Below are 26,148 nucleotides of genomic sequence, written 5' to 3'. Positions count from 1 at the left end.
TTTATCAAACAAATACCGCGACAACCACCAGGGTCGTCGCTACGTATAAATCCAATATTGCGATTATGCTTTGATTGGCGTCACTTGTAATTGCGAGAAAGCTACCTCAGAGCCTCGTGCCTCGACATAGAGGCCAATCTGCCCCAGCTTTAAGGCTGATTTCGAGGGATCGGCAAACGATGTGCCAAGCGCCTTGTCATTAATGGTAAAAGAAAAATGATTCCCTTGTGCCTTCACCGTGAGCTTGTTACTCTTCCCCTTCGCCTTCAGCAAAGCGGGAGCATTACCGTTGGCGAGCAGGTTCAGCTTCCCTGCCCCATCATAGCGCCAGAACGCATATTTGCCAAACTCTTCTCCACTGGCAGTCAAAACCTCAAAGATATAATATTTCGATTGATCTGAGGCTGAACGAAAAACGACGCCATAATAACAGGCCTCATCTGGACCGTGCAACTCTTCCATCAGCACGCTTAACTGGAAATCGCTATAGGTATCGCCCCGATAGAGCGAGATGAGCGGTACGTTTTGCGGCGATTTGTTGGCAATATGATAACTCTGCTTCTGCTGATCAAAAAAGAGCGTCGGACTCGTCGGCCACAAATCGGGATCTGACAACAAATCAGTAGAGTTCCGCTGCGGAGGGCTAATGCTGTTGGCCGTCTGGAGCTGCGCCTCGCCTTTCGTCTTACCAGAAAATTGAGCCACAACATAACTCAGAGAGAAGACAGAGACCAGCACCACTACCAGCAGCAGAGACGTTGCCCCGAGCAGGTGCTTTCTCGTGAAGCGATACCCAGTTGTGGTATCACCGGCAATCATCGCGTCAACCGTCGCCAGCGATGGTAAGAGACGTGCCAGCAAGCGATTCTTTTCAAGCAGGCTCGTCCCTCCTTTACAGGCAACCGCCGTCTGCTCGCCGACCGTCAATGCCTCCGTGACAGCATCGGTAAACGCATTGCTGAAGCTGGTCGCCGTCTGAAAACGCTGCTCCGGCTGCTTGGCAAGCGCGGTATGAATTACCTGGTCGAGAACAGGTGGGATATCTGCACGTACAGATGCAAGGGTTGGCGGCGGCTCATGCACATGCATCAAAGCTAACGCGATAGAGGTGTCGGCTATGAAAGGCAACTGACCCGCCAGCAGATAAAAGGCGGTCACGCCTAGCGAATAGATATCGGTGCGCCCATCGATGGGACGCCCCATCGCTTGCTCTGGCGAGATATAGTCTGGCGTTCCCATTAACGCATCGGGATTTCTCGGCATAGCAACCGCTTTCTCGTCTTTGGCAAGATGGGCAATGCCAAAATCCGACAGCATCACATGCCCTTCATCATCAATCAAGATATTCGCCGGCTTTACATCGCAGTGAATACACCCATTTTTGTGCGCATAATCGAGCGCGGAAGCAATCTGTTCAAGATACCATTGCACATCTTGTAGCGAGAGCCGACCGTATTTCGCCACATATTCTGACAGAGTGCCACCAGACATATAGGGCATAATAATATATGGCAGGCTATCTTGCTCACCATACGAATAAATGGGAAGAATGTTAGGATGGTCCATCTGGCTCGCCGCTTCAGCCTCACGCAAAAAACGCTGGAAAAACTCTTTTCGCGTCTGCGCATCCATCGTGGAACGTGGGAGAAAGACCTTTACCGCAGCCTTGCGATCAGAATCCTGCTGTTGAGCAAGAAATACTGCACTTGACCCACCATAGCCAAGTAATTTCTCCAGTACGTATGAGCCTAGCATTTTACCAATGAGATGTTGTCCCCTGGTCGTGGACATGCATAGCTCCTTTTCTAGCTCTCTATTTCTAGAGGCAAATGCAGCAATATATTACCTGTTGCGCCTGCCTTAATAATAAAATACATGCAACAGGGCATTTGTTGCTTTTAAACATACATGCAACACATGCCCTCGTTGACATACACCGACCAATACTATAAATACGTTGTCAGCGTCATTTAGTTACGGAACTACAAGAGAAATTCGCCGTCCCGCATAATAATTCGTCCATCCACCTCAATAGTGCAATTGGTGGGGATGACATCGACGTGAATACTGGCATCCCAGTCGGCCCCGGTAAATTGCGGATAGGGATTGCCAAACGCCACATGCAGGCCCGGCATCTTCTCGTCCTGCAAGAGATTGCCAACCAGATGTTTGAGGCTGGTAAGTGTTCCTATCGCAAATTCACCTGCCCTATTGCCATTGGGTACAGAGAAGAGGTAATCACGCACCTCCTGGGCCACAGCAGCATTTTCGCTGGACACATCGGTAATGTATCCATCCTTGACTGTCAGGACAAGCGGCTGCTCCAGCACACCGTATTTCTCAGAAAAGTAGTCGCCCAGCACATCACACACCAGCACGCCATCCACCGTCGCTGGAGCGGTAAACACTTCGCCCTCTGGCAGGTTTCCCCACTGGCCCTGCTCGTGATAGCGCCCATGACAGGGAATCCAGTGCCAGTTCTCATGGAAGGTGGCTGTGACATCGCTCCCTTTTGCCGAGGTCACGTGAATCTTCTTTGCCGGTCGTACCAGCTCATAGACTTGATTGGTCAGACGAAACACTTCATCATAATCGGCACACATGCCATCGGCCATCAGGTTTTCATCTATGCCGATCATATGTCCATGACGAACTTTGAGTTCTTGTGCCAGGAAGGGCAACAGCGGAATGCGGAAGGAGATCTCCCCGGGCTGCGCGGTGGCGATATAGAAGGACACGGTCGGCCGCGCCTGGATGAGGTCGTTGCGCAACTCGTCGGTAAACGTTGTGAGAGGGCGCTCACCATAGTGTTCAAGGAAATGGACGGAAACATCGGCATGGCGAGCCAGAACAGCTGCTGCCACACGGCGAGCAATGCTCTCACGCTGATAATCGGTAATGATGAATACCCTATCCCGCTCCGTCACACCCATGCAATGCACGGCATTTTCAGCGCCAAGTTGTACGCGCTCCTCAAAAGAAAGCGCTTGCAAATCTTTCTTCTGGTTATTATTGTTCGCCATAGCAAAACACCTCTTGCATATATCTTCAAAGATATGCGGCACATTATCTCGTCAACAATGAATAAATAGCGGACTACTGCCATCCTCAAACGATGGCACTTATCCAACAGACTCGCTCTGTGAGTACATCTAGATATACGCATTAAAAACAGAGTCGGTAACAGCATGGACCTTTGGCCGCAAAACAAAGGCTTATTTTCTCCCTCTATGTAAAGGATACACATGGCACCAAACGGAACGATACAGCCTGAAAGACACTCCCTCCACCACTTGTCACTTTCGCCCCTAGCCAATTTGGGGGATGTAGCAGCGAACTAATATCTCCCTCTAAATTGTCAGGCAAGCACCTCACAAGCAAGCAGAGTATCCAATGTATGAATTATCTTGACATATCTTTTTCAAGCAGGACTCAAGAATATGCTATACTAGACTATAAGCATACGGCTGAAATAAATATACGCTTTTCTTGTAATTATCAAGTTACTACCCTAAGAATAAGGAGCAATGAATGTCAGAGGGCTTCAGCATCTCTCAGCTCACCGATTATCTTAATCGTATGGAGTTAAAATTAGCACGTGTGGATCAGGAAAAAGAAATTGTCGAATTAGCATTTCATGGCAAACATGGACAGTGGAGGATGGTTGTCGGTATTCAACAGAGCGGGGATGTCAGAAAGCTCATGCTGGTGGTTCCACATTTCAATACGCTGGGTGAGAAGAAACGTCTGGAATGTCTTGAAGCATTGATGGCCGTCAATTACCGTATTGCTCTGGGAAAATTTGGCCTCGATCTCGTTGATGGCGAAGTACGCCTGGAAGAGACCATTCCTCTTGCCAACAATACACTCACCTTTGAACAGTTCCGGCTCGCCTTCGGAGCTATGATGCAGACAGTCTCCCTCTATCACAGTCTGCTCTCACGCATCATCTATGGAAATGCCACCGTGCAGGAAGCTTTACGCGCCTGCGAACAGGAGTATTTCCAGCAAACCTCGGAGGGCAGCAATACATCCGTCACCATAGCGCAGCCCACCAATGGAGAGCAACACACCACCACCGATGGGCCAGATTTAAATGTCGATGATGTGATGGAAGAGGTGACACGCCTGCTGCAAGAGCGCCAGGACTAATATCGTCTCTTACTGCATCTTTTTACTGCCTGAATAATGACCATTCTGCCTGGCCCGTGTAGGCAAATCAGCCCTGGAGTCTTCATCCTGATCGTCCTCATCAAGATCAGCGAATGAATCTTCAGGGCTTTCTGTTGCCGTCGTTTTCAACGGAACCCAGACACCTATATTTTTACTGCTTACATCTCTTCTGCGCACAAAATAGCGTTTCCCCACGACAAACAGCCCCCACAGCAGTATCAGAATCGCTACAACGAACCCAATGTACGTAACAGCTACTGGAGTCATGCACAAATAATCCTTTTCGCGTACTACTTTGTGTATACATCATTGTAGAAATATAGTCGGGCAAACATCATTGGTTATCCCATTGTAGCGATTGTACCATTTTTTCGAGATCGAGATCAAACTATATAGTAATATGAAATCTTCCGTCTGCGCCAGTTCTGCGCCTTTTTAGACCGTCGTAATCGTTCCATCCGATTTTACCTGTATAGGTACTTTGGCAAGCGATTTGATCGAGGTCGGAGCCTCTCCATTCGGTCCCTGCACAACAGCCGCGCCCTTCGCTGGATCAAAAATAGCTCCGTGAGCGGGGCAGACCAGCAATTGAGTCGCCGGATCATAGTTGACGTTGACCTGTACATGTGTGCATGCTCGCTCATAGGCAACAAAATTGCCGTTAGACAGGTGAACCAGCACGCTGTCTTTTTTATCGGTTGGATTGGTAAAAACAGCCGAAGAATTGGTGGCAAGGGTCGTTGTTCCGATGACGTTCGCCGTCTTTCCCCCGTTCTGCTGCGTACCTCCTGCGGGCGTCTTCCCCTGTTGCCCTCCTTGATTGCCCGTGTTCGCGGTGCCACCAGTTTTTGCTGTTGGCGTATTTGCCTGCTGCATAGCACCAGATGCCATCTGTATCAGGCGCGAATTATTGACGGCAACGAAGCCAACAGCTGCCGCAACACCTCCTGTTGCCAGCAAAGCCACAACGCTTCTGCGCGAAACACCACGCGTTGGCTTCTTCTTGCTTCCCTGAAGAGAGTGGGTATTTTTGAGCGTTCCCGTCATCGGAGCCGCGGACCAGAGATCATCTATCTCGGTCGGCAGTTGCATACCCTGAGATTGTTGCCACCAGTCATCCTCTCCATTTCTGCGCACCTGAGAGCGAGACGACCTTACAGGAGGCTCTGTATCTTCTTCTCTTCTCTCCATCTCGCGTTGTTGCATCGCTGGAAGCGGGGCTGAAAATCTGATGTCCTCCGTCGTCTCCACTTTGTGCGCCTGGGGTGGCATCGCTGGAATTGGCGCTGAAAACTGAATGTCTTCCGTATGCACAATTCCAGGATCAGACCATATCTCCTGTCCCTCCACAGCAGGCATCTGCTTCTGGACACCTCTAGAACTGGAACGGGTGGTACTGCCTGTTGCTGGTATCTGTTTTGCCGCAATCCTGGGCTGTCCTGAGCGATGATCAATCTCGCGCGTTCGCGGTCTGGACTGCGTTGAGGCTGCTGGAGATCTCTCCTGCTTTGCTGCGGGCTTAAAAGCGGGTACTTTGCCGGTGACGATTGGCGGGGTAAATTGCCAGTTTTTGCTGTTCGTACTGCTTGTACTCTCCTCAGCAGTTTCTTGCAAAAATTGTGCGGCAGGGCGCGACGATGAGGATCTCGTTTTCCCAGGAAGATTATATAAAGCACCAGTCGCCCCTCGTGATACCTGATCAAAGGCTTCGGCCAGTTCACCGGCGCTCTGAAAACGACGGGCAGGATCACGCTCAAGCGCCTGATTCACCACCGATTCCAGTGCAACCGGCACATCGGGGCAGAGCGAGCGCAAAGAGGGAATGTTCTGCTCTACATGTTGCTTAATCACGGCCAGCGCATCTGATCCCGTAAACGGAGGTTGACCACTTAATAGCTCGAACAGAATCGCTCCCAGAGCATAGACATCTGAGCGCTTATCAATATATTGCCCCTCCACAATCTCAGGAGCAATATACTCAGGAGCGATGAGCAGAGTATTGGCAACACTCATGAGATGACCGTATGGTTGATCGCTGCGTTCGACGCCGCGCATTTGTTGGATATGCATCAAGCCGAAGCCCGCTACCAGCATCGCCTGCTTCGCGCTCAGGACAATATTCGACGGTTTGAGCGTGCCGTGAATGATCCCTTTTTTATGGGCATACTCCAGTCCGGCCACAATTTGTTCAAGTATGTCGCTCACACGTTCATGAGAAAGGCGGCCTTTACGCTTCACAATATCGGTCAGCGAACCGTTCATCATATACGGCGTCACTAGATAGGGATAGCCAAGATACTCGCCTCCCTCATAGACGGGCAGGATATGCTCATGCCGTAAAGCAGTAAGGGCAGCTGAGGCTTTATGAAAACGCCGCAAAAAACGAGTGCGAGCTTCGGACGAAAAGTTTTCAGGAATGGTGAACAATGTTAGAGCGCCCTGGCTTTGCGTCGCCACATTTCGTGCCAGAAATACGGCATTCAAACGCCCGCGCCCCAGCAATTGCTCCACGCGATAATTCCCTAATACCTGTCCTACGAGCCGATCTACTGAAAGTGTTTGCATACAACAACGCTCCAACATAACGAAATACACACAACACAGCGATACCGGCGACATGCCAGGCTTTACGCCGGTAGAATATCTCACTGAGATTCTCCAGGAGACGGATACCGGCAGAAAAATCTCAGGAGAGATGGTGTTTATCTAGCATAACAGGTAGCTCCTCTGTCCGTTAGAACACACCTGGAACGTTCAAATAGCGCTACGAAGAGAGTAATTTAGAGTCTCTCCGTAGAAGAGTCTACACTGTGTATCACGACGCGTCAATTTATTTTTGTCCAGACTAGGACTTGTGGATAGAATAAGAGAGAGGATCTTTACCTGCTCAGCCGCCCCCAGCGGTCGGGAGGGAGAGAGAGGAGAAACCCGACCGCTGTACGGAGAGAGCATCGAGGAGTGTATGGGGGTTGGGAGAGCATATTTAGTTTTGAACCTTTGTTCTATGCCAAATACTACCACGCGCCACCAGCCTTGTCAACCCTTTCCAGGAACATATTTTCTATTTCCCTTAAATAAAGGACCGACGAACCGACATGCCGCAACAAAGGTCCATCCCACAACAGCCATTTGCCCACTAAAAGCGGGGATAGCAGTTCTAATCAATGCCACCTCAAAGTGCTGCCGCAAAGTGATATAATGGGGCGAAAGGTTCACAATCGCGGTTGGAAAAATCAGGTCTGCTCACATGCAGACCTTTTATATGTAAAAACAGGAGTTGATTTTAGTATGGCAGATGTTCAACCATTGCGAGCGCTCCGCTACTCTCAACAGTTAGTCGGCGACCTGGCACAGGTTGTCACTCCTCCCTACGATGTCATCGGTAAAGAGGCACAGGAGCGATATTACGAACGTAGCCCCTACAACGTCATCCGTCTGGAGCTGGGTAAAGAGCAGACAAACGATAATAATCTCAACAATGTCTATACGCGTGCTGCCGCCACCTTTGCAGAATGGCGCTCACAGGGCGTCATCCAGCAAGACAGCCAGCCAGCTTATTACATGTACCAACAGGCCTTTCAGCGCGATGGTCAAAAATACACGCGCACCAGTCTCCTCTCGCGCGTGCGCCTGGAACCCTGGAGCGCACGGGTTGTGCTGCCACATGAACATACGCTGGCAAAAGCCAAAGAAGATCGCCTGAACCTGTATCGTGCCTGCTCCACCAATTTCAGCCCGATTATGAGCATGTACGAAGATCCACAGGGGCGAATGCGTCGTTTATTAAGCGCATACGCGGCAAAGCCCGAAATCAGCATCGTCGATGAGGCGGGAGAAGAGCATCGCCTGCATCCCATCAACGATCCAGAACAGGTTGCTTTAATCCGGGATTTCTTCGCGGAACGCCAGCTCTATATCGCCGATGGACACCATCGCTATGAAACTGCGCTCGCGTATCAGGCAGAAATCCGAGAACAGCGACGCGACCTCTACGCCGACGATGGAGTGAATTTCACACTGATGGCGCTCATCGATGTCGATGATCCGGGCTGGCTCGTGCTACCAACCCATCGTCTCCTGTTCAATCTGAGCGACGATGCACTCGCGGCCCTCTCAGCCGAGCAACTGGCGCGTTATTTCCATGTGCAACCCCTGGAAGCCGCAATGCCAAATGACATACTGACACAATTAGTGGCGGCGGGTCAGCAACGCCCGTCATTTGTCATTCAAACCCCTCAACAAGCGCTTCTACTGCAACTCAACGACCAGGGAGAGCGCCAGATGGCGACAAGCGAACACTCTCCTGCCTGGAATCGCCTGGATGTTGCCGTTGCTCAACGCCTGATCCTCGAAGATCTCCTGGGCATCAACGCTGCGACAATGGCAGCTGGAACCAACGTTCGTTTCACCCACGAACCCGAACAGGCATGGCAGGCGCTCAAAACGGGTGAGATACAGGCGGCTCTCCTGCTCAACTCAACGCCGTTGCGCCAGGTATGCGAAGTAGCGCAGGCCGATGATCGTATGCCGCAGAAGTCCACCTACCTCTATCCCAAACTGATTACTGGCCTGATTATGAATCCTTTATGGTAAAAAGGATGCAAGTTTCGTAGTGGAGCGATTTATCGCGCAATCTCGCCCATGCGCGATAACGAGTTTTTACAATCAAAAGCACAAGCCTCATTCGTAGTGGAGCGATGTATCGCGTTGGTTCGGTTTCACAGGCGCATCCACCAACGCGATACATCGCTCCACTACGAATGAGGCTTGTGCTTAGTGGTCTTGATCGAAGAGGTTAATCGGCGAACCGGGCTGAGCGGAGCCGAGCGATTCCACCATCATGCGCAACGGCCCCTGCTCAATCGTGATGCGCATCAGCATGCGTACAAATGCCTGCTCGCGCACCGGAATTTGAGAAGAGGGATGTAACAGGGTGGCAACGGCCTGCATGAGCGGCACCTGCTCCTTGCGGTTGGTAAAGTGAAATAAAGCAGCCTGACGACGCAGGCGTGTTTCATACAACAAGCGCCATTTATCATCAACTAGCTTATCCAGTGCTTCCGTAATCAGCTCTTCAAGCAACGCCTGCTGTTCCGGCTCCCTGGACTGCATTCTGCGTCCTCCACGTCCACGTCGCTTGCCAGCGCCGCCCTCCAGGACATGATGAGCGCTCCAATAGCGCGTAATATATGGCTCTACCTGTTCCAATGGATCATACATCCAGGACATAAATTCCGACATCTGATACAATTCGCCGCCACGCCGGGCCAACTGGATTGTTTCTTCGTTCAATGGCAACGGCTCTAACATAGTGGACAGGGAGAGCACATCTGGCTTGCCTGAGTTTTCTGCCTCGATAAAGGGCCGCCAGATGGAATATGCGACCGGCACCTTGCGATGAGTACGCCGATTCAGGGTGCGGGCCTCGGCCACCAGTGCGCGTGCATTATCAAATGGAATATGGAAGCTGACAAAACCCTGACGCTCCAACTCTTGCACCAGATCATCCCAGCGATCCATCTCAACCTCATCCAGCCCATAGCAATCCTTAATCCCCCACCGATCCTGGCACAGCACATTCACACCTTTCAGCAGACCATCGGGGCGTACCCAGGAGAGCATCACCAGTTGAGAGCCGGAACCATCAATAAAGCTGGTTCGTGCCTTGTGGGGAGGCAACAACTGGCCCGCACCCGTCATCACCTCATCCTCCGCTCCTGGCGTCGATTGCATAGTCAAGCGCCCCAGAGCCGCACGCGCTGTCTGCTTGAGTGCACGATTAGAACTGGTAGTAATCATATGCTTCAAGGCGGGAATTGTCTGATGGATCGCCACTGGCCCCAGACGTTCGAGGGCCTCGATCACCGCCGACGCCACCTTGCCCGTTTGATTTTCCAGCAAAGGGATGAGCAGATTCGCGGCACGCGGATCGTTGCTGCTCCCCAACCAGAAGACAAATGCCAGTCGCCGTTCCAGAGGCATCGAAGTAACATCTTCCAGAATCGACTCAATGCCCATCTCACTCTGCCCCACCAGTTCGAGCAGGCGCATCTGCATTTGCTGCATCGCCCCCGCAGGATCATTGAGATACTCGATGATCCCATCATCGGCCATTTCTGACCCCAATTCGCGTAGAATTGGGGAGAGAGAAAGCTTTGCCATATCGCTCACGGTTGGATCGGTGACAAAATCTTCCAGTTCCTCTAAATCATCTTCCGTCGCCAGTTCAGCCAGAATCAACACGGCGGCAGCATGGGCCGATGGATCACTGGCCCGCAACAAATGAATTACCTTCTCTCGCGCCCCTTCAGACCACTCTTCATCCAGGCGCTCAAAATAATGCGACAACGTTTCAGGATCTATATCATCACGACGGCTGAGAGCCAGCAAAATACTATCCACACTCTCCTGTGGAGACCCTTTGCGTCCTCGTGGCATAAAGCTTTCTCCTTATCCCGTTAGGAGTTAAGACGCGCCGACCGGGGTCAACGCCAATGGAAGTTATTGTACCACGTTGGTACATACGCGTCGAGCATATCTCAGATCGATTTCCTCATCTAATAGAAGAAAAGAGGTAAGGATGCCATTCGGCACTCTTACCTCTTCTGTGACAGCATCTTGATTAAAGCGTTCTGGCAACAAACGACGTAATGGTTGTGGTAGCCCCATTCTGACTCAACAGTCGGATACCACACTGGCCCGCTGTCAGCGAACTATCGGTAGTACTGGCCATCCAACCAGATGGCTCTGTACCGGAGGACGGCCAGATATTGGCGCTCAACGTCGAGCCGGAGACGCTGAAATGCAGCATATACGAGGTACCAGGGGCGGCTGTGAAAGGCACAGATTTGAGCATGGTTGTCGTCCCGTTCACCTTCTTCTGGATATACAGGCTGCTGCCATCGATAAATGCTTTGTACCAGTTATTGCCATCGCTCCAGCGTACAACCGGCCCGAAGTTGTTATTGGTAAAATCGCTGATCGATCCGCTCAGTACAACTTCAGCATTAGTGGCTGTTGGTCCCAGCACTGCGCTATTGCTGGTATTGCTATTGGCAAACACACCGGCATTGGAGACAATCGAGAAGTTTGTCAGCATATTGGCGTCGCCTCCCCAGGTTTGCCCATCAGAGGCCGTTCCCCAGAAAGACTGATTGGCGCGCTGAAACGTATCCTGCCCCAAAATGGTGCCAGGAGCCGGGGTCGCTGTTGGCGATGGTGTGGTGGTAGCAGTCACCGTTGGGGTGGTTGTGGCGGTTCCCGTATTACCCGGCACGCTGGCAGAAAATGAGGTGATCTTCGCCGTAACGCCGCTCGCCAGTTGTATCCGCATACCAACCTGACCCGAAGCCAGCGCGGAATCGTTCACGCTCGCCTGCCAGATGTTCGGCTCCGTCGTGCCTGTCTGCCAGACGCGCACGGAAAGAGCGCTTCCTACAGCTCTGAAACGAACGTTGTATGCAGTTCCAGCGGTTGCAGGAAAGGCAACAGATTTCAGCGTGGTCGTGGTGCCGTTGACCTTCGATTGAATGATCAGATTGGTTCCATTGATATAAGCTTTGTACCAGTTATTGGTATCTTTCCAACGCAGGACAGCGCCCAGATTGGCATTCGCAAAATTGTTGAGTGAACCGGTAAAAAGTGCCTCTGCATCAGGCACAGATGGACCAAGCACCGCGTTATAAGCTGAGGTGCCGTTCGCGATCTGGCCCATATTGCCAACAATGGAGAAGGCGCTGGAGCTATTGGCATCACCTCCCCATTTCTGTCCATCAGAAGCGGTTCCCCAGAGCGGCTGATCGGTGCGTTGAAACGTATCCTGTCCTAGAATTGTGCCGGGTGCCGGTGTGGACGTAATCGTTGTGCTCGTAGTGACTGTTGGGGTCACACTTGCCGAAGGCAGGGCCAGTCCCAGCGCGTTGGAGAACTCCTCATCAAACCAGGCCCGATTCTGACTATCCACATTTAACCCATCGTGCGGATGATTGCCCGGGACATTATAAAATGTAAAAGAGTCGCCACCAACCGGAATATACCCAACGACGTTCATTAACGAGTCTGTTACCCAGATGCGACCATCTGGGCTGGCGCTAATCCCCGATGTATGGCCCGACCCGGTGTAATTGTACTCGGTAACGCCATTATTTGTCCCAGGAGACGCCTGTGCGACATTCAACATCCCAGCCATCGTAACCCACCCTTCGGACCACCAGATATTGCCATTGGCATCAGTGGTGAGCATATGAGGCGTCAAACCGGTGCCGGATGTGGAGGTATTGCGCACTTTATAGACATTGAGAACACCAGCCGTTGTATATTCATCAATAGCAGCGACGGTATCAACGTTCTGTGTAAACCAGACATTATTCTGAGCATCAACTGTAATGCCATAGGGTTGACTGTTCGCATCTGGAGTCGCGATTTCTTTAAATGTCTGCGTGGTGGGATTAAATGATGCAATTTGATTGGTGTAATGTTCAGTAAACCAGACGATACCACTCTTATCAACAGCAACAGCCCAGGGGCCGGCATTGGCCGTTGGTACGGTCCATTGATGAAAGCGATCCTGATTAGGATCATACTCCCCAAGCGAATTGGTACTCAACATAGGGAACCAGATGGCCCCGTTTCTATCAAATGCCAGGAAGAGCAGCTGTCCGTAACCGCCAGGTAACTGTATTGTTTTGATCCAGGTCTTTGTCGCGGGATCAAATACAGCTATCTTGCCGGGAGCCGTCCCAGCCGGGCACTGTGGCGAGGGATCGCACCCCGGCAGCGCTACCCACACATGCCCCTGACTATCAAATGCGGTCCCCCAGGGGTCAGCACCGGCAGGTATCGCGAAATCGGCCACAGAAGCATCAGCCTCGCTCTGTAAAATCGGGTTGAGCACTCCAAGCGCCAGCACAGCACTGATAATTACGGTTGCCGCAGCAACCATACTCGTCACAATTTGTTTGCGATTTTCCACCTTTCGACCTTCTACCTTTCGACTTTCTGCTATAAACAAACCCTTCCTTTTTGTTACCGCCAATAGATCTACAATTGGAGATAGAAAGATCTATTCCCCCGAATAGAAGGACGAGGGAGATGAACATTTCGCCTGAACTTAATCATTTTGGCTATAAATAGATAAATTTCAATCGAAAGAGGCATTGCATAAAGAATTGTTAATGAAAAGTGTAAAGGCTCATTATAGTAACGAGGGTGAGCAAAATGGTAATCGTCAATAAGAGCAGCGTCCCGCCGACCCAGAGCAGAAACTCAAGGCGGCCTGGATACAGCAACCACCAGCGGATATTTTCGATAGGGTTCAACAGAATTGGTTCGCGCGCATCCCAATAGCTCTTTAAAGATTTTTTTGTCCCAGCAATATACTGTGTATAGATACTGCTCACATCCTCATCAGGATACGGCCGACACGTTTTTTGTTCGATAGTATCCTGAAAAGAAATATCGGCTGTAGCAACAGGTGGCACAGTATCAATGTCGGCAATGTCGTAAACGGGCAAAGGAGTATCCATACGTTTTCTCATACCGTTGTGTGGGCGTGCCGAAGCACGAGGAGGAATAGCATCATTAAGAAATGGCTTGAGAACGTAGAGTTGTTCATCGTTATACCTACGCATCTTCTGGCTCCTGGCATTTCTATCTGAAAAATAGTGCAACAAAATAGTACAACTTGAAACAGGTCAATGCATCTTCATCTCATTCAGGTAAATAAACGCGATGCGTATTTCTTTTCGCTCTCACTCAGGCAACTCGGATCTCTGGCGGGCATAACAGACCATCCAACCTGGAAAGCAAGCGCAAGAACGAAGCAACTGTGGAAATATCCACAGTTTGTGGAAAAAATTTCCAGTTCTCAGGCCGTTGATTACCCGAAAAGTTCTCTGCATATGCGAAATAGCCGCAAAAATTTTCAAAAAGATAGTACAAAAAACGGGTATTTCAATGCATTAAGGCATACCAATACTGAATTTTTCGCATCTATATCCCTACAACTCTATATTGGCACATATATTGCACCTTCTTTATGGCAAGGGGGGATGTGTCCGAAAAAAATAATTGGACACAGTGATGCTGGAATCGCTCTCTTCATCGATAAGAGTGTTTATCGGCATCATACGTCTCCGGTTACCAATTTGTGGAATGGGTTTTGAGGTATTAAGGAGTAGGTAGGTATATGGTAGCCAGTGTCAATCAGATGGAGACGACAACAACAGATCGTCTCGATACCCGGCGATCATTAGTAGCTGAGCAGGGAGAAATCCCATATGCCCAGCCAGTGCAAAAAGCTGCAACGACACACCCAACGGCAGCATTGGGTAGAAAGGGAAGAAGGGCAGAGCAGAGAGCAGTAATGACAGAGGAGACAGGAGAACAGGCTTCCCACCCACATGTGGGTGAAGAAGCATTAACAAAAAGAGCAGTGACTCAATCTTCAGGCCATAAGCCAGGGAGAGGAAGAGGAAAGTCAGGATTTTCAGAATTTCAGGATGAAGATGAAGATTATCTGGAAGAAGAGGAGGAGACCGAAAATGAAGCTGAAAATGCCATCAGACAATATCTGGCAGAAATTGGTCGTTTCCCGCTTTTGACTCCCGAGCAGGAGTTGAAAATAGCCAAACGCGTTGCGGAAGGAGATATGCTTGCACAGCAACAGTTGGTAGAAGCAAACCTGCGCCTCGTTGTCAGCATCGCCAAACGGTATAATAATCATGGTATCTCTTTGCTCGATCTTATCCAGGAGGGCAATCTTGGCTTAATACGTGCGGTGCAAAAATTTGATCCACGACGGGGCTTTCGCTTCAGCACCTACGCAACCTGGTGGATTCGCCAGGCCATTAGCCGTGCGGTGGCAGAACACACGCGTACCATCCACGTGCCAGTACATGTCGTAGAGATGATTTACAAGATGAAGCGCATCACCCGTCAACTCTATCAAGAGCTGGGACGCGATCCCTTTCCAGAAGAGATTGCACGCGCGATCAATCTCAGCAAAGAGCGGGTTGTTGAGCTACAAAGTATCTCCGAAACTCCTATATCGCTGGATGCGCCACTCATTGACGATGAGCAGTATCATCTGGCAGATACATTGGAGGATATCCACGCGGCGGCCCCTGCGGAAGTAGTGACCCATCAGGTGTTGCGCGACCAGATTTCCAGAGCACTCGAATCGCTTAATCAACGTGAGCGTCAGGTCATCGAGCTACGCTATGGCCTCCACGATGGATACTGTCACACTCTGGAAGAGCTTAGCTCTTACTTTAAGCTGACGCGAGAACGTATCCGCCAGATCGAGGTCAAAGCGCTACGTACGCTGCGTCAGCCGATTCAAGTGCATCTTCTGCGCGATTTCGCTTAGCTCATCAGTTTCCATCACAGCTAGCTCGCAAATGATTTTTGCCTGCTCACATATTATGCAGAGAGGGCGCTGACATTGGTTCGAGCCAGCCAGGGGCCAAAGGGAGCAGCGATCAGGCCAGTATTCACAACAGTCCGTGTGTCGCATGCGCTGAGAAAAGCAGCAACGACACGCGGATCGTACTGGCTCCCGGCGCACCGTTCCACTTCCGCATACGCGACAGCCATCGACTGCGGCTCCTGATACGCCCTCTCCGATGTCATGGCATCAAATGAGTCAACAACGGCGAGAATTCGCCCTGCCAGTGGAATATCTTCTCCCGCCAATCCAAAAGGATAGCCCTGACCATCCCAACGCTCATGATGGGCCACCACAATATCAGCCAGTCTACTAAAAACACCACCAGCCTGAGCCAGCATGTGCTGCCCGATTTGCGGGTGTAGCCGCATTACCTGCTGCTCGCCCTCGTCCAGAGGTCCGCGCTTCTGCAAAATGGCGCTTGGAATAGCGGCTTTGCCGATATCATGCAACAATGCTGAGAGGTATATCAGACCAGCATCTTCCTCAGTCAAATCCAAGGAGTACGCTACTTCCAGAGCCGTTCCTGCGATACGATATGCATGTTCATAGGTATTATGGTCATAAGACGACAAAAACGCCTGTAACATTGCCATTTCAGAAGCGGTAACTAGATTGTTTTCTAATAGAATAGGAGAACATATAAGCTTTCGTCTATGATTGGATACTGACATATAAGAAAGCTTCCGGCGCAGACGATCCGTCAGGGACAATAACGACGCATGATTGATAAGCATAGAGGTATCTCCTTTACAGGTGGTCTTCGCGGTGCTTCTACTTTGTATACGCCTGGTCTTTATGAGACGTTACAGCATATACCAAATGGGGTAGGGCCAGAAATGCTTCGCGCGGGAATGATATATGCTAAAAACCTGCTAAAAACTCGCTATTCTCATCAATTATACTGATCAATTACATTTATTCTTATCAAACTAGTAGTACATTCTTGCCGTTTGCTTGACGCGCCCTGTCACATCCACATACACTGATTCATAAGTGATATTCCTGGTTGGTCGCCAGGATTGTGCCCGCAGCTCTATGCTATTCGGGCCAGCGATGACAGGATTGCCCCCTTTCCTTGCATTCCTTGTTTTCATTTTTCCAATCTAACTTAATCTAACAATATCTTGCGCTGGGAGGTTCGCAGAACGTGAGAAACAAACAATCCAGAACAGGGCAGCGCCTACTGGCTATTGCGGCGCTCGGCTTTGCTCTGCTCATATTTTCTGGTGCTGGCACACTGGCTCTTGCCGATACTACACCAGTGCATCACATCAATCAACAAAACACAAACAGTTCTTCTCATTATTCTCTTATCGGTATTATCTCAGCTAACATTAATAGTCAGCTTCTCTGCCTGCCGCTCCTGGGGAAGTGTACACCCACACCAACGAAAACAGACACTTCGACGCCCACTGCCACACCTACTGATACGCCCACTGCTACACCTACGCATACGCCGACAAAAGCTCCTACTCCGATCCCGACGCCCACGAAAAGCATCAAATCTACACCTACTGTAGCGGCCCCTACTGTTGCACCAACAGCAACAACGGCAGCAGGTGCAGGTCAACCGGCCTCTGAACTAACGCCTACACCATCTATTACGTCAACAGTTACAGCGATCAGCAATACACCAGTAGCAACTCAAGATACCTCGCATGATACCAGTAAAAATGATGCTACAAAGACTATGACGAATGAACAGAATAAAAACAAAAATTCTTCTCCCAATATGCTCCTCCCTATAGGAGGCGTAAGCATCGCTATTCTGGGATGTGCTGGCATTCTGGCTGCATGGCTATTGCGGCGGCAACAGCAACAAAAAATGCAACAGAATGGTGTTCTTGCAAACCAGGCGGTCGTTCCTGCTGATCCCTGGATTGCTCAGAGGGAGGCTGAAGCGGCATTTGGACAACAACCACCGGTTCCGTCTCAAACCAATTACACCATGCAAATTTCCGAACCGCTCCCTCCTGCAATGCTGATAGCAATGCAGCAGCCTGAGCCAAACTTTATGGCAGCGGAACCTGCCGTCGAAGACCAGCCCACAGACGCTGGATTACCGCCCGCTCCTATACAACAGACCCGGGTGATATCGCTTGAGGAATCACAACTAGAAGCAGAGTTGGGGATAGTTCCTGCAACGCCATCCCCTTCCTACACAACCATTCCTATCCAGGACGCTATCTTATCGGCCTTCGAGGAGGACATTCCATTCAAGACTATGGCATCACCCCCAGAGGAGGACATTCCATTCACAACTATAGCTCCGACCCCTGATCTGGAACCACTGACCATGAACTTGCCGGAGGAGGTTGTCAACAATCTGGTGGAACAGGACAATGCACAAGATGCCTCTCAAAGCCTGCATGACGATCCATTCCTCGAAGCCATGATGCGACAGGCACAAATGGGCATATTTGCATTACCAAATCGAGAGCCTGCGAAAAGTGCTTCCAGCGATAATAGTGATGAATGAACAATAGGTATCTGGCAAATGAGATGGGGCCACTCGAATATGGCAGGGGCGATGGCTGGTCCTCGCCCGTGCTTCCCATATTACGTGTGTTGCGGCCAGGGCGAGGACCAGCCATCGCCCCTGCCATATTCGGCCATTTCCTAAGATTTCATGCATACACCAACGATCATATCAGCCAAATGCAGATGCCCGCACTGATTCCCTATGTGGTGCCGCGTTGGAGCGCCACAACTGGATCAAGTCGAGCCGCTTTGACGGCGGGATACAGGCCAAAGCCAATCCCTATCGCCGCAGACACGACGAAAGGCAACACAAACGTCATGACGGTGAAGACAGGCTGAATGCCAATACTGGAGGTCACACCGCCACCAATCAACAGCCCTCCAAGCAACCCCAATCCGCCTCCAAGCAGACAGAGCAGCAATGCTTCCATGAGAAACTGGTTGCGAATATCGCTCCTACGCGCCCCCACAGACATTCGTATCCCTATCTCGCGCGTGCGTTGCGAGATCGAGACGAGCATAATATTCATAATGCCGATGCCGCCCACCGTGAGCGAGATGGCCGCAACGCCAACAAGCAGGATAGTTAAGATCTGGATCTCTTGCTGCGATTGCTGCAACAATTGCGCAGAAGTGGTGATCTGGAAATCCACTGGCTGCCCGGCGCGTGTGTGATGGCTCTGCTCAAGATTCGCTGTAACAGCCTGAACAACCGTATCAACATGTTGTGAGCTATCAACCTCAAACTGGATCTGCCCTATGCCTCGACTTCCACCGAAGCCCAGACGGGTAAGCGCGGTATTAAATGGGATGAAGATCGTATCATCCTGATTAAATCCTCCCTTCGCAATCAACGTGCCGACCACGCGAAAGACCTGTCCCCTCACCGTGACTTTCTGCCCGATAGGATCAATCCCGCTGTTCCCGAAGAGGTTCTGCGCAACCGTATCCCCCAATACAGCTACCGGTTGTGCGGCCGTGTTGTCAGCATCACTGAACCAGAAGCCCCGGTTTAACTCCCAGTTCTGAATCATCTGAAATGAGGCGCTGACGCCGTTGATCTGTGTGCGCCAGTTCTGTCCTCTGTAGATAACCTGTGCGCCCGTAAAAACTATCGGGCTAACGGCAGTAACATGCGTTAATTTCGCAATCGATTGGGCGTCCTGCACGGTAAGCGTCTGAGCACCGTTTTTCTGGACGGCTCCTCGCTCACGAATCGCGCCCGGCTGCACAAAAACGGTATTCGCTCCCAATCCATTAATAACACTGGTAACATAGGCTCCCGCGCTCTGTGTGAGCGTGAGAGCGGCAATGACGGCGGCAACTCCAATAAAGATCCCTAATGTGGTCAACAACGAACGGAGACGATTCATCCAGAGGGCTTCAACGGCACTGGTGTAACTTGCAATAGTCATACTCATTGGCCGTGACTCGCGCTCACGCAATGATCGCAACATGCTCGGCAACGATAGCTCCTGTTGCGACGGCTCGGCTGGCACCGATGATGGCGACGATACCGGGTGGTTCATACCCACAGTCCTCCTTGACCTTCTCGCAGAGCAGCACAGCTACCCCACAAGATTCTTCACAACGACCCTACTACACATGCTCGCTTGATGAACTCAGCGCCCCTTGTCGTAGTCGAGCGATTTATCGCGGTCTTCCGCTTTTCCGCGATAAATCGCTCGGCTACGACAGGTTGCATCAAGCGAGCATGCAACGTTTCAGGGGTGGTCAAGGAGCAAATAACCCCTGATAATGGCAGGCTAGAGGTATAGTCCGTGTATCTTCTCGTCTCTCTCGCCGCTTGCACAGTAAGGGATAGGGAAGGAGACCTGGGAACCCTCTAGCCCTCCATCGGGCGGCGTCTCCCTGAATTTCCCCTGATATCCTCTCGTAGACGATAGACAAAAAGCCGAAATGACCAGTAGTTCCTCCCGGCCCGCTCAGGAACCCTGTAGCGCGACGACGGGTTCCAGGCGCGCGGCACGAATGGCAGGATAGAGGCCAAAGACAATACCAATAAACAGTGCTATTGCGAACGGCATAACAAACGTTACTGAGGAGACAATAAATGGCGCGTTAATGAATTTCATGAGTTCATAGCCAACGCCCAGCCCCGCCAGCATACCCAATCCTCCACCGCCCAGGCTTAACACTAATGCCTCAATCAAAAACTGACTGCGAATATCGCTCCGTCTCGCGCCAACCGCAATACGAACACCAATCTCCCGTGTGCGCCGCGTTACTGAGGCCAGCATAATATTGATAATGCCTATCCCACCGGCTACCAGCAAAATGATTGCCGTACCAATCAGCAGGATGTTCATTGCCTGCAACTCCTGCTGCGTCAGCGCGATCAAATCCTGAGTCGCGTTGATCTGAAAATCATTCGGACCACCGACCGCAAGCTTATGATTCTTTCTCAGAATGTTGACCATCTGCTTGATCGTGAGATAGCTATCAGTAGTATTATCTAACTTGATTTCGATTCTATCAATACCTCTGACGCCATTTATACGCAATAATGCCGTATTCGTGGGAATAAACACCACGTCGTCCAGCTTGTATCCACCTTGTGGAGCTAAGATGCCAATTACTTTATACGATTGCGAACCAATGGTAATGTTCTCTCCCAGCGGATCAAGCCCCGACTCGTTCAGAAACTTCTGCGCCGTGTCGCTGCCAAGCACCGCAACCTGTTTCACACCGGCATCATCCGATTGGCTCAACCACAGCCCACTCTCCATCTGCCAGCCCTGCATGTCCTCAATGGTGGGCGACACTCCCTGCACATTGATCTGCCATTTCTGATTATCAAAGCCCACCTGTTGATCCAGGTTAATAACCGGGCTGATTGCCTCCACATGCTGCACTTTCGACAGTTCCAGCACATCGCGCTGCGAAAGGGTGCGCACAGGCTGGCTCGTCATATCCCAGCCATTATTATAGGTGCCAGCATCGATCACAATAGAGCTATTACCCAGCCCGACAAGCACATCGATGAAATATGCTCCCGCGCCCTGCACCAGTACCAGGGTAACGATCACCGCAGCGATGCCGATCACGATGCTGAGTGTGGTCAGTGAAGAGGTTAAGCGATTGAGCCAGATCGATGCCAGCGCACTTCTTATGCTGGTCCTGAGCATATTAAAGATCTTTGGCTTGCGCACGCGCAGATCACGCAACATCAACTCAAGTGGCGTGTCCTTGCTCTTCCCCGTCTCAACCTGCGGCATAGGGCGAGGCGCGAACATCGGAATCGTCTCCAATGCCCAGACAGGGATGCTACCTGTCGTCGTCCTGGTCGGAGCCAACTCAGCCGCTTCGGTCTCAGGAGGGACATCCAGCTCGGGATGCGGCACTACAGGGGTCGGGGGAATCGCTCCCGTTGGCTGATCCGCTATTGCCGCTACCGCCTCAGCACGCTCTTCTACTCTCAGCTCTGGAACTTTCTGCTCTTCTACCACCTGCTCCGGGACTATTTGCGCCTGAACCATCTTCTCCGGCGCAAACGACAGTTGCGGTGTGTTGACACGAACCGCCTCCGGGGGGCCACAGGCGCTGCACCACCCTCTTCTCCTGGAGATGCTGGCGACTCATGCCCTGGCAAGAGAGATGGAGAAGAAGTTTTACGCAATTGAGTTCGCCCCAAACGTGGGCGCATAGAACGACTCACCTGTTTTTCTCCTTCCTCATCTGCGCTCTATTAAAACGCCATAATACAATTTCAATCGTAAAAAATCTAACATAATCATAAAAATCTACATTGACACAATTCTATAAATAGAGACTAACATAGCTCATGTCCATCTTGAAAGGATATAGGACTTTTCGCGCGACACCCTTTGTGGTTGTCATATCATTTGCCATTACACATACATTTCACGCAAAACATGCTTCCATATAAGAATCGGGAGAGATCTCCTACCTTTGCTTTTCTGCTCATTTGCACTGCCAACAAGCATAGCGAGCAATATCGAGAATCTCTCCCTGCATTTGCTTTTGCATGCATTATGCATAACGTTATTTGGGTTTGCGCAAAGCCACGACGGGATCAAGGCTCGAAGCTCTTACCGCCGGATAGATGCCAAAGAGTAGCGCAATCGCCGTTGAAACAGCAAACGGCGTAATGATCGTCACCATCGAAATGATCACGGGCATCCCAAAGCCTGCGGACATCGCGGCACCGCCCGCCAGCCCGCCGAGCAGTCCCAGACCACCACCTAGCAGACACAACACAACCGCTTCGACCAGAAATTGATTGCGAATATCTTTCTTACGCGCACCTATTGACATACGAATGCCGATCTCGCGCGTCCTTTGCGTGACAGATACCAACATGATATTCATAATGCCAATCCCGCCAACGGTCAGCGAGATAGCGGCCACTCCGACCAGCAGCACCGAGATGATCGCCGTCTCCTGCTGCACCTGCGCTAATAGCTGCTCCGAAGTGATGATCTGAAAATCATCTGGTTGCCCCGCACGAATATGATGGTTCTGTTCCAACGCGGAGATCACTGCTTGCTGCGTAACAGTAACGTTATCCGCGTTATCAACCTGCAACTGAATACCATCAACAGAGGCGTTTGCCCTGCCACCAAAACGATTCATCACAGTATTGAAAGGCATGTAGATAACATCGTCCTGGCTAAATCCACCTTTGGGCGTCAACGTTCCCACCACGCGATAGATCCCCTGGCCGATGCGGATCTTCTGCCCGATAGGGCTGATACCGCTCGATCCAAAAATGTTCTTCGCAACGGTATCTCCCAGCACCGCGACCGATTGCGCGCCCGTATCATCGGCCTGCGAGAACCAGACGCCCTGGTTGATCTCCCAGCCCTCAATGCTCGCAAACGATTCGCTCACACCCCAGATGCGGGTCTTCCAGTTTTGTCCCTGGTATACTACCTGGCTCGATCTCACCACAGCCGGAGAGACGGCGGTTACGTGATTTATCTTCTCAATCGTCTGCACGTCTTTGACGGTGAGAGATTGCTCGCTCTGCTTGGAGACGACGCCGCGATTGCTATTTGAGCCAGGCTGGATAATGATGGTGTTGGCTCCCAACCCTTCGATAATATTCGTAAAGTAGGCGCTGACGCTCTGCGTTAACGTCATCGACGCTACCACAGCCGCCACGCCAATAAAGATGCCCAGCATAGTCAGGAACGAGCGCGTGCGATTGCCCCAGAGCGCCTCGAACGCGCTCCCTATGCTCGTTCCAAACGAACTGCCCACCCCCCTGCGCTTGATACGAAACTGCTGAAGCATGCTCTCCAGCGTCGTTTGACGTTCCGCTGCCGTCAGGCCAGAGGAGGGACGAGCGGCCAGGGCTGTAGTAGACCTGACATTATCGCTTTCGGTATGAGATTGGGGTGGACGACTCACGCGGCTTCCTCCTTGATCTGGCTGTCGCATGCACAGCATATGCTACGTTTGCGTTCTTCCATATACCTTTGTATTCCAGAGAAGTCTCTACTCAACTGCACCCGACATCAAGCCTCGACGCGCAGTGCCTCTACAGGGTCCAGACGCGCAGCCTGTATTGCCGGATAGATACCAAAAATGAGTGTAATTCCTACAGAAACAACGATTGGTATGGCAATAGTAGTCACAGTGATAACAAACGGTAAGCCGGTAGCATGCGTTACTACCCAGCCGATCAAGAGTCCCAGCACCAACCCGATCGCGGCCCCGATCATACATAACATCAGGGCTTCAACAAGAAACTGGTTACGGATATCGCTCCGTTTCGCCCCAATTGAGACGCGAATGCCGATCTCGCGCGTCCGTTCCGTAACCGAGACGAGCATAATATTCATAATGCCAATGCCACCTACCGTGAGCGAGATGGCAGCAATACCCACCAGGAGCAGCGTCATGATTGTGGTCTGTTGCTGAGCGCGTTGTAAAAATTGCGTGAAGTCAAAGGTCGAAAAATCATTTGACTGTCCAGCTTGAAGGTGATGGTTCTTTCTGAGCAGTGCGGTAATAGCGGTCTCCACCTCAGTAATATTGCTACGGTTGTCTACTTCTAGCTGAACCTGATCTATGAAGGTGGTATTGCGTAAACGTTGCTGAGCAGTACTGAATGGCACATAGATCACGTCGTCGTCACTAAAGCCACTGCCGCTGGCCTGCAAGACGCCAACAACCCGAAACAACTGATTGCGTACACGAATCTCTTTGCCAATCGGGTTATCACCCGACGTATCAAACAGATTGTGCATCACAGTATCGCCAATCACTGCGACGGATGCTTTCTGCTGCTCGTCAACTGCGGAGAAGGCAGTTCCCTGAGCCAGCTTCCAGCCCTGGATGTCCTGCATGCTGTCATTCACGCCGTTGACGTTGGTATTCCAGTTCTGCCCCTTATAGACCGCCTGGACGCCACCAGCGACAATCACGGGACTGACGGCAACGACGTGTTGGAGGCGCGAAATATCCTGGGCGTCCTGATCGCTCAATGACTGGGCGGTGCCTGCGCCCTGTGCGCCTCTATTGCTGGTCGCGCCCGGGAAGACCATCACAGTATTCGTCCCTAACTGCCCGATCAGATTATCAATATACGCGCTGACGCCCTGTGTGAGAGTGAGCGCCGCGATAACAGCAGCCACGCCAATGAAGATACCCAGCATAGTAAGAAACGAACGAGTACGATTGCCCCAAAGCGCCTCTAATGCACTACCGTAATTTGCTCCCAGAGAGCTAAATGGTCTACGCTTAACTACTCGAAACTGCTGCATCATGTTCTCTAGAGCAGCCTGCGACGATGGTGTCGCTGGTACTCCAGCAGGTGATGCAACCTGCATTGTACGATTAGTAGAAAGATTCGCAGGGCGATTCGCCTTCATCTGTGGCGCGGAGCCTGGTGGCGGCTGCATTGAACGGCTCACGGTCTCCTCCTTGATGCGTTTCTTACATTGACAAACCGGGCGAGGACAAGCCATCGCCCCTGCCATATACCTTGCCTTTGGCCTGCATGTGTTATCCTCGAAGCTGCGTATATGGCAGGGGCGATGGCTTGTCCTCGCCCGGTTTGCTATATACTCTCACCTCGAAGAGTTAGCAAATGCACCAATTATGAAAGCGTGGCTACGGGGTCTCCTCCTTGACTTGCGTCTGGCGCTGGCTCTCGATTGCGTCGGCTTCTATTAATGCAGCCCACTCATCCTGAGCGGAGCGACGCGCTACTACAGGTTCGTCGCGAACGATACGACCATCCAGAAAGGCCACCTGGCGTCTGGCATACTCCGCTATTTTAGAGTCATGCGTGACCAGGACAATCGTCAATCCCTGGTCGTTGAGCGCCTGTAGCACTCCCATAATCTCTACGCTCGTTCTACTGTCCAGGTTGCCAGTTGGCTCGTCTGCCAGCAACAGAGATGGACCATTCACGAGGGCGCGCGCTACGGCAACGCGCTGTTGCTGACCACCCGACAACTCCGGCGGCTTGTGATGCAGACGTCCACCCAGACCAACCAGCGTCAACACCTTACGCGCACGGCTCTCGCGCTCTCTTTTGGGCAATCCGGCGTAGACCATCGGCAACTCAACATTGCTCATCGCGGTGGCACGCCCCAGCAGGTTAAAGCCCTGAAAGACGAAGCCGATCAGCCGATTGCGAATGCTGGCAAGTTCGTCGCTCGACAATTTACTAACCAACTTACCAGCCAGCCAGTATTGTCCACTGGTTGGGCGATCCAGACAGCCCAGCAGGTTCATAAAGGTCGATTTGCCCGACCCGGACGGCCCCATGATCGCCACAAACTCGCCCGGATAGACATCGAGCGAGACGCCGCGAAGAGCATCAACACGCGTCTTCTTGCCAATCACATAGGTCTTGCTGAGGTCACGGATAGAGATAACCGGTATAGATCCAGAGGCATTGGGACGCACAGTTTCCTCATTTTGCGTCAGAACAGCTTGAGGTTTTGTAGACTGGTTCTCGAAAGTAGCCTGTGTTGCAGGAGAACCAGGCTGTGGTATCACAGCCTGGTCAGGCAGCGTGGGCTGATTCTCGATAGCCGATGCAT

At 51.4% G+C, this 26,148-nt stretch carries 18 protein-coding genes; 5 read left to right on the top strand and 13 right to left on the bottom strand.

Annotated features, from left to right (window positions below):
* Positions 1-63: 63 nt before the first annotated feature.
* Both K3T83_RS28995 and K3T83_RS28990 read right to left on the bottom strand, forming a co-directional pair.
* Positions 64-1,791, bottom strand: coding sequence for a serine/threonine protein kinase (locus K3T83_RS28995; protein ID WP_220206405.1), 1,728 nt, complete (start codon positions 1,789-1,791; stop codon positions 64-66).
* Between the two features lie 191 nt (positions 1,792-1,982).
* Complete coding sequence (locus K3T83_RS28990) at positions 1,983-3,023, bottom strand: aminopeptidase (protein ID WP_220206404.1); 1,041 nt, start codon at positions 3,021-3,023, stop codon at positions 1,983-1,985.
* 508 nt (positions 3,024-3,531) lie between these two features.
* Between K3T83_RS28990 and K3T83_RS28985 the strand changes: the two genes are divergently transcribed.
* Entirely contained in the window at positions 3,532-4,152 is a 621-nt protein-coding gene (locus K3T83_RS28985; protein ID WP_220206403.1) for a YbjN domain-containing protein, read from the top strand.
* Positions 4,153-4,161: 9 nt separating this feature from the next.
* Here the strand turns inward: K3T83_RS28985 and K3T83_RS28980 are convergent, their stop codons facing one another.
* Positions 4,162-4,440: a hypothetical protein gene (locus tag K3T83_RS28980; RefSeq protein WP_220206402.1), complete on the bottom strand. Its 279-nt coding sequence runs from the start codon at positions 4,438-4,440 to the stop codon at positions 4,162-4,164.
* 168 nt (positions 4,441-4,608) lie between these two features.
* Positions 4,609-6,738: a protein kinase domain-containing protein gene (locus tag K3T83_RS28975; protein ID WP_220206401.1), complete on the bottom strand. Its 2,130-nt coding sequence runs from the start codon at positions 6,736-6,738 to the stop codon at positions 4,609-4,611.
* 723 nt (positions 6,739-7,461) lie between these two features.
* Between K3T83_RS28975 and K3T83_RS28970 the strand changes: the two genes are divergently transcribed.
* The gene (locus K3T83_RS28970) at positions 7,462-8,766 is read left to right on the top strand and encodes a DUF1015 domain-containing protein (RefSeq protein ID WP_220206400.1); all 1,305 of its coding nucleotides are present in this window, start codon (positions 7,462-7,464) and stop codon (positions 8,764-8,766) included.
* A gap of 180 nt (positions 8,767-8,946) precedes the next feature.
* Here K3T83_RS28970 and K3T83_RS28965 read toward each other — a convergent pair whose 3' ends face one another.
* The 3 genes from K3T83_RS28965 to K3T83_RS28955 form a co-directional block, all read right to left on the bottom strand.
* Positions 8,947-10,611 carry a HEAT repeat domain-containing protein gene (locus tag K3T83_RS28965; RefSeq protein WP_220206399.1) on the bottom strand — a complete coding sequence of 555 codons (1,665 nt, stop codon included), beginning with the start codon at positions 10,609-10,611 and terminating at the stop codon, positions 8,947-8,949.
* 184 nt (positions 10,612-10,795) lie between these two features.
* A complete protein-coding gene (locus tag K3T83_RS28960; protein ID WP_220206398.1) occupies positions 10,796-13,144 on the bottom strand; it encodes a Vgb family protein in 2,349 nt (782 codons plus the stop codon).
* A 199-nt stretch (positions 13,145-13,343) separates the two neighbouring features.
* Entirely contained in the window at positions 13,344-13,802 is a 459-nt protein-coding gene (locus K3T83_RS28955) for a hypothetical protein (RefSeq protein WP_220206397.1), read from the bottom strand.
* 557 nt (positions 13,803-14,359) lie between these two features.
* Here K3T83_RS28955 and K3T83_RS28950 point away from each other — a divergent pair.
* Complete coding sequence (locus K3T83_RS28950; RefSeq protein ID WP_220206396.1) at positions 14,360-15,541, top strand: sigma-70 family RNA polymerase sigma factor; 1,182 nt, start codon at positions 14,360-14,362, stop codon at positions 15,539-15,541.
* Positions 15,542-15,594: 53 nt separating this feature from the next.
* Here the strand turns inward: K3T83_RS28950 and K3T83_RS28945 are convergent, their stop codons facing one another.
* A complete protein-coding gene (locus K3T83_RS28945; protein ID WP_220206395.1) occupies positions 15,595-16,356 on the bottom strand; it encodes an HD-GYP domain-containing protein in 762 nt (253 codons plus the stop codon).
* A 413-nt stretch (positions 16,357-16,769) separates the two neighbouring features.
* Between K3T83_RS28945 and K3T83_RS28940 the strand changes: the two genes are divergently transcribed.
* The gene (locus K3T83_RS28940; protein WP_220206394.1) at positions 16,770-18,101 is read left to right on the top strand and encodes a hypothetical protein; all 1,332 of its coding nucleotides are present in this window, start codon (positions 16,770-16,772) and stop codon (positions 18,099-18,101) included.
* Positions 18,102-18,303: 202 nt separating this feature from the next.
* On the opposite strand, the gene K3T83_RS28935 is transcribed toward K3T83_RS28940, so the two are convergent.
* Positions 18,304-19,632 carry an ABC transporter permease gene (locus K3T83_RS28935; protein WP_220206393.1) on the bottom strand — a complete coding sequence of 443 codons (1,329 nt, stop codon included), beginning with the start codon at positions 19,630-19,632 and terminating at the stop codon, positions 18,304-18,306.
* A gap of 417 nt (positions 19,633-20,049) precedes the next feature.
* Positions 20,050-21,603 carry an ABC transporter permease gene (locus tag K3T83_RS28930; protein ID WP_220206392.1) on the bottom strand — a complete coding sequence of 518 codons (1,554 nt, stop codon included), beginning with the start codon at positions 21,601-21,603 and terminating at the stop codon, positions 20,050-20,052.
* 28 nt (positions 21,604-21,631) lie between these two features.
* On the opposite strand from K3T83_RS28930, the gene K3T83_RS28925 reads away from it, so the two are divergent.
* Positions 21,632-21,772: a hypothetical protein gene (locus K3T83_RS28925; RefSeq protein ID WP_220206391.1), complete on the top strand. Its 141-nt coding sequence runs from the start codon at positions 21,632-21,634 to the stop codon at positions 21,770-21,772.
* A 357-nt stretch (positions 21,773-22,129) separates the two neighbouring features.
* Here K3T83_RS28925 and K3T83_RS28920 read toward each other — a convergent pair whose 3' ends face one another.
* The 3 genes from K3T83_RS28920 to K3T83_RS28910 form a co-directional block, all read right to left on the bottom strand.
* On the bottom strand, positions 22,130-23,500 hold the full coding sequence (locus K3T83_RS28920) for an ABC transporter permease (protein ID WP_220206390.1): 1,371 nt from the start codon (positions 23,498-23,500) through the stop codon (positions 22,130-22,132).
* Positions 23,501-23,607: 107 nt separating this feature from the next.
* Positions 23,608-25,008 (bottom strand): ABC transporter permease, encoded by a 1,401-nt coding sequence (locus tag K3T83_RS28915; protein WP_220206389.1) that lies wholly within the window; start codon positions 25,006-25,008, stop codon positions 23,608-23,610.
* 199 nt (positions 25,009-25,207) lie between these two features.
* Positions 25,208-25,987 (bottom strand): ABC transporter ATP-binding protein, encoded by a 780-nt coding sequence (locus tag K3T83_RS28910; RefSeq protein WP_373324620.1) that lies wholly within the window; start codon positions 25,985-25,987, stop codon positions 25,208-25,210.
* Positions 25,988-26,148: the final 161 nt, after the last annotated feature.

The organism is Reticulibacter mediterranei (genome assembly GCF_016587455.1).
Note: the sequence above shows the minus strand (reverse complement) of the source record. Positions and strands in the feature narration are given on the sequence as shown.

Bases quoted from the DNA above. Each gene is read 5' to 3' on its own strand.
- K3T83_RS28995 (WP_220206405.1), bottom strand. From the start codon at position 1,791: ATGTCCACGACCAGGGGACAACATCTCATTGGTAAAATGCTAGGCTCA.
- K3T83_RS28990 (WP_220206404.1), bottom strand. From the start codon at position 3,023: ATGGCGAACAATAATAACCAGAAGAAAGATTTGCAAGCGCTTTCTTTT.
- K3T83_RS28985 (WP_220206403.1), top strand. From the start codon at position 3,532: ATGTCAGAGGGCTTCAGCATCTCTCAGCTCACCGATTATCTTAATCGT.
- K3T83_RS28980 (WP_220206402.1), bottom strand. From the start codon at position 4,440: ATGACTCCAGTAGCTGTTACGTACATTGGGTTCGTTGTAGCGATTCTG.
- K3T83_RS28975 (WP_220206401.1), bottom strand. From the start codon at position 6,738: ATGCAAACACTTTCAGTAGATCGGCTCGTAGGACAGGTATTAGGGAAT.
- K3T83_RS28970 (WP_220206400.1), top strand. From the start codon at position 7,462: ATGGCAGATGTTCAACCATTGCGAGCGCTCCGCTACTCTCAACAGTTA.
- K3T83_RS28965 (WP_220206399.1), bottom strand. From the start codon at position 10,611: ATGCCACGAGGACGCAAAGGGTCTCCACAGGAGAGTGTGGATAGTATT.
- K3T83_RS28955 (WP_220206397.1), bottom strand. From the start codon at position 13,802: ATGCGTAGGTATAACGATGAACAACTCTACGTTCTCAAGCCATTTCTT.
- K3T83_RS28950 (WP_220206396.1), top strand. From the start codon at position 14,360: ATGGTAGCCAGTGTCAATCAGATGGAGACGACAACAACAGATCGTCTC.
- K3T83_RS28945 (WP_220206395.1), bottom strand. From the start codon at position 16,356: ATGCTTATCAATCATGCGTCGTTATTGTCCCTGACGGATCGTCTGCGC.
- K3T83_RS28935 (WP_220206393.1), bottom strand. From the start codon at position 19,632: ATGAACCACCCGGTATCGTCGCCATCATCGGTGCCAGCCGAGCCGTCG.
- K3T83_RS28930 (WP_220206392.1), bottom strand. From the start codon at position 21,603: ATGGTTCAGGCGCAAATAGTCCCGGAGCAGGTGGTAGAAGAGCAGAAA.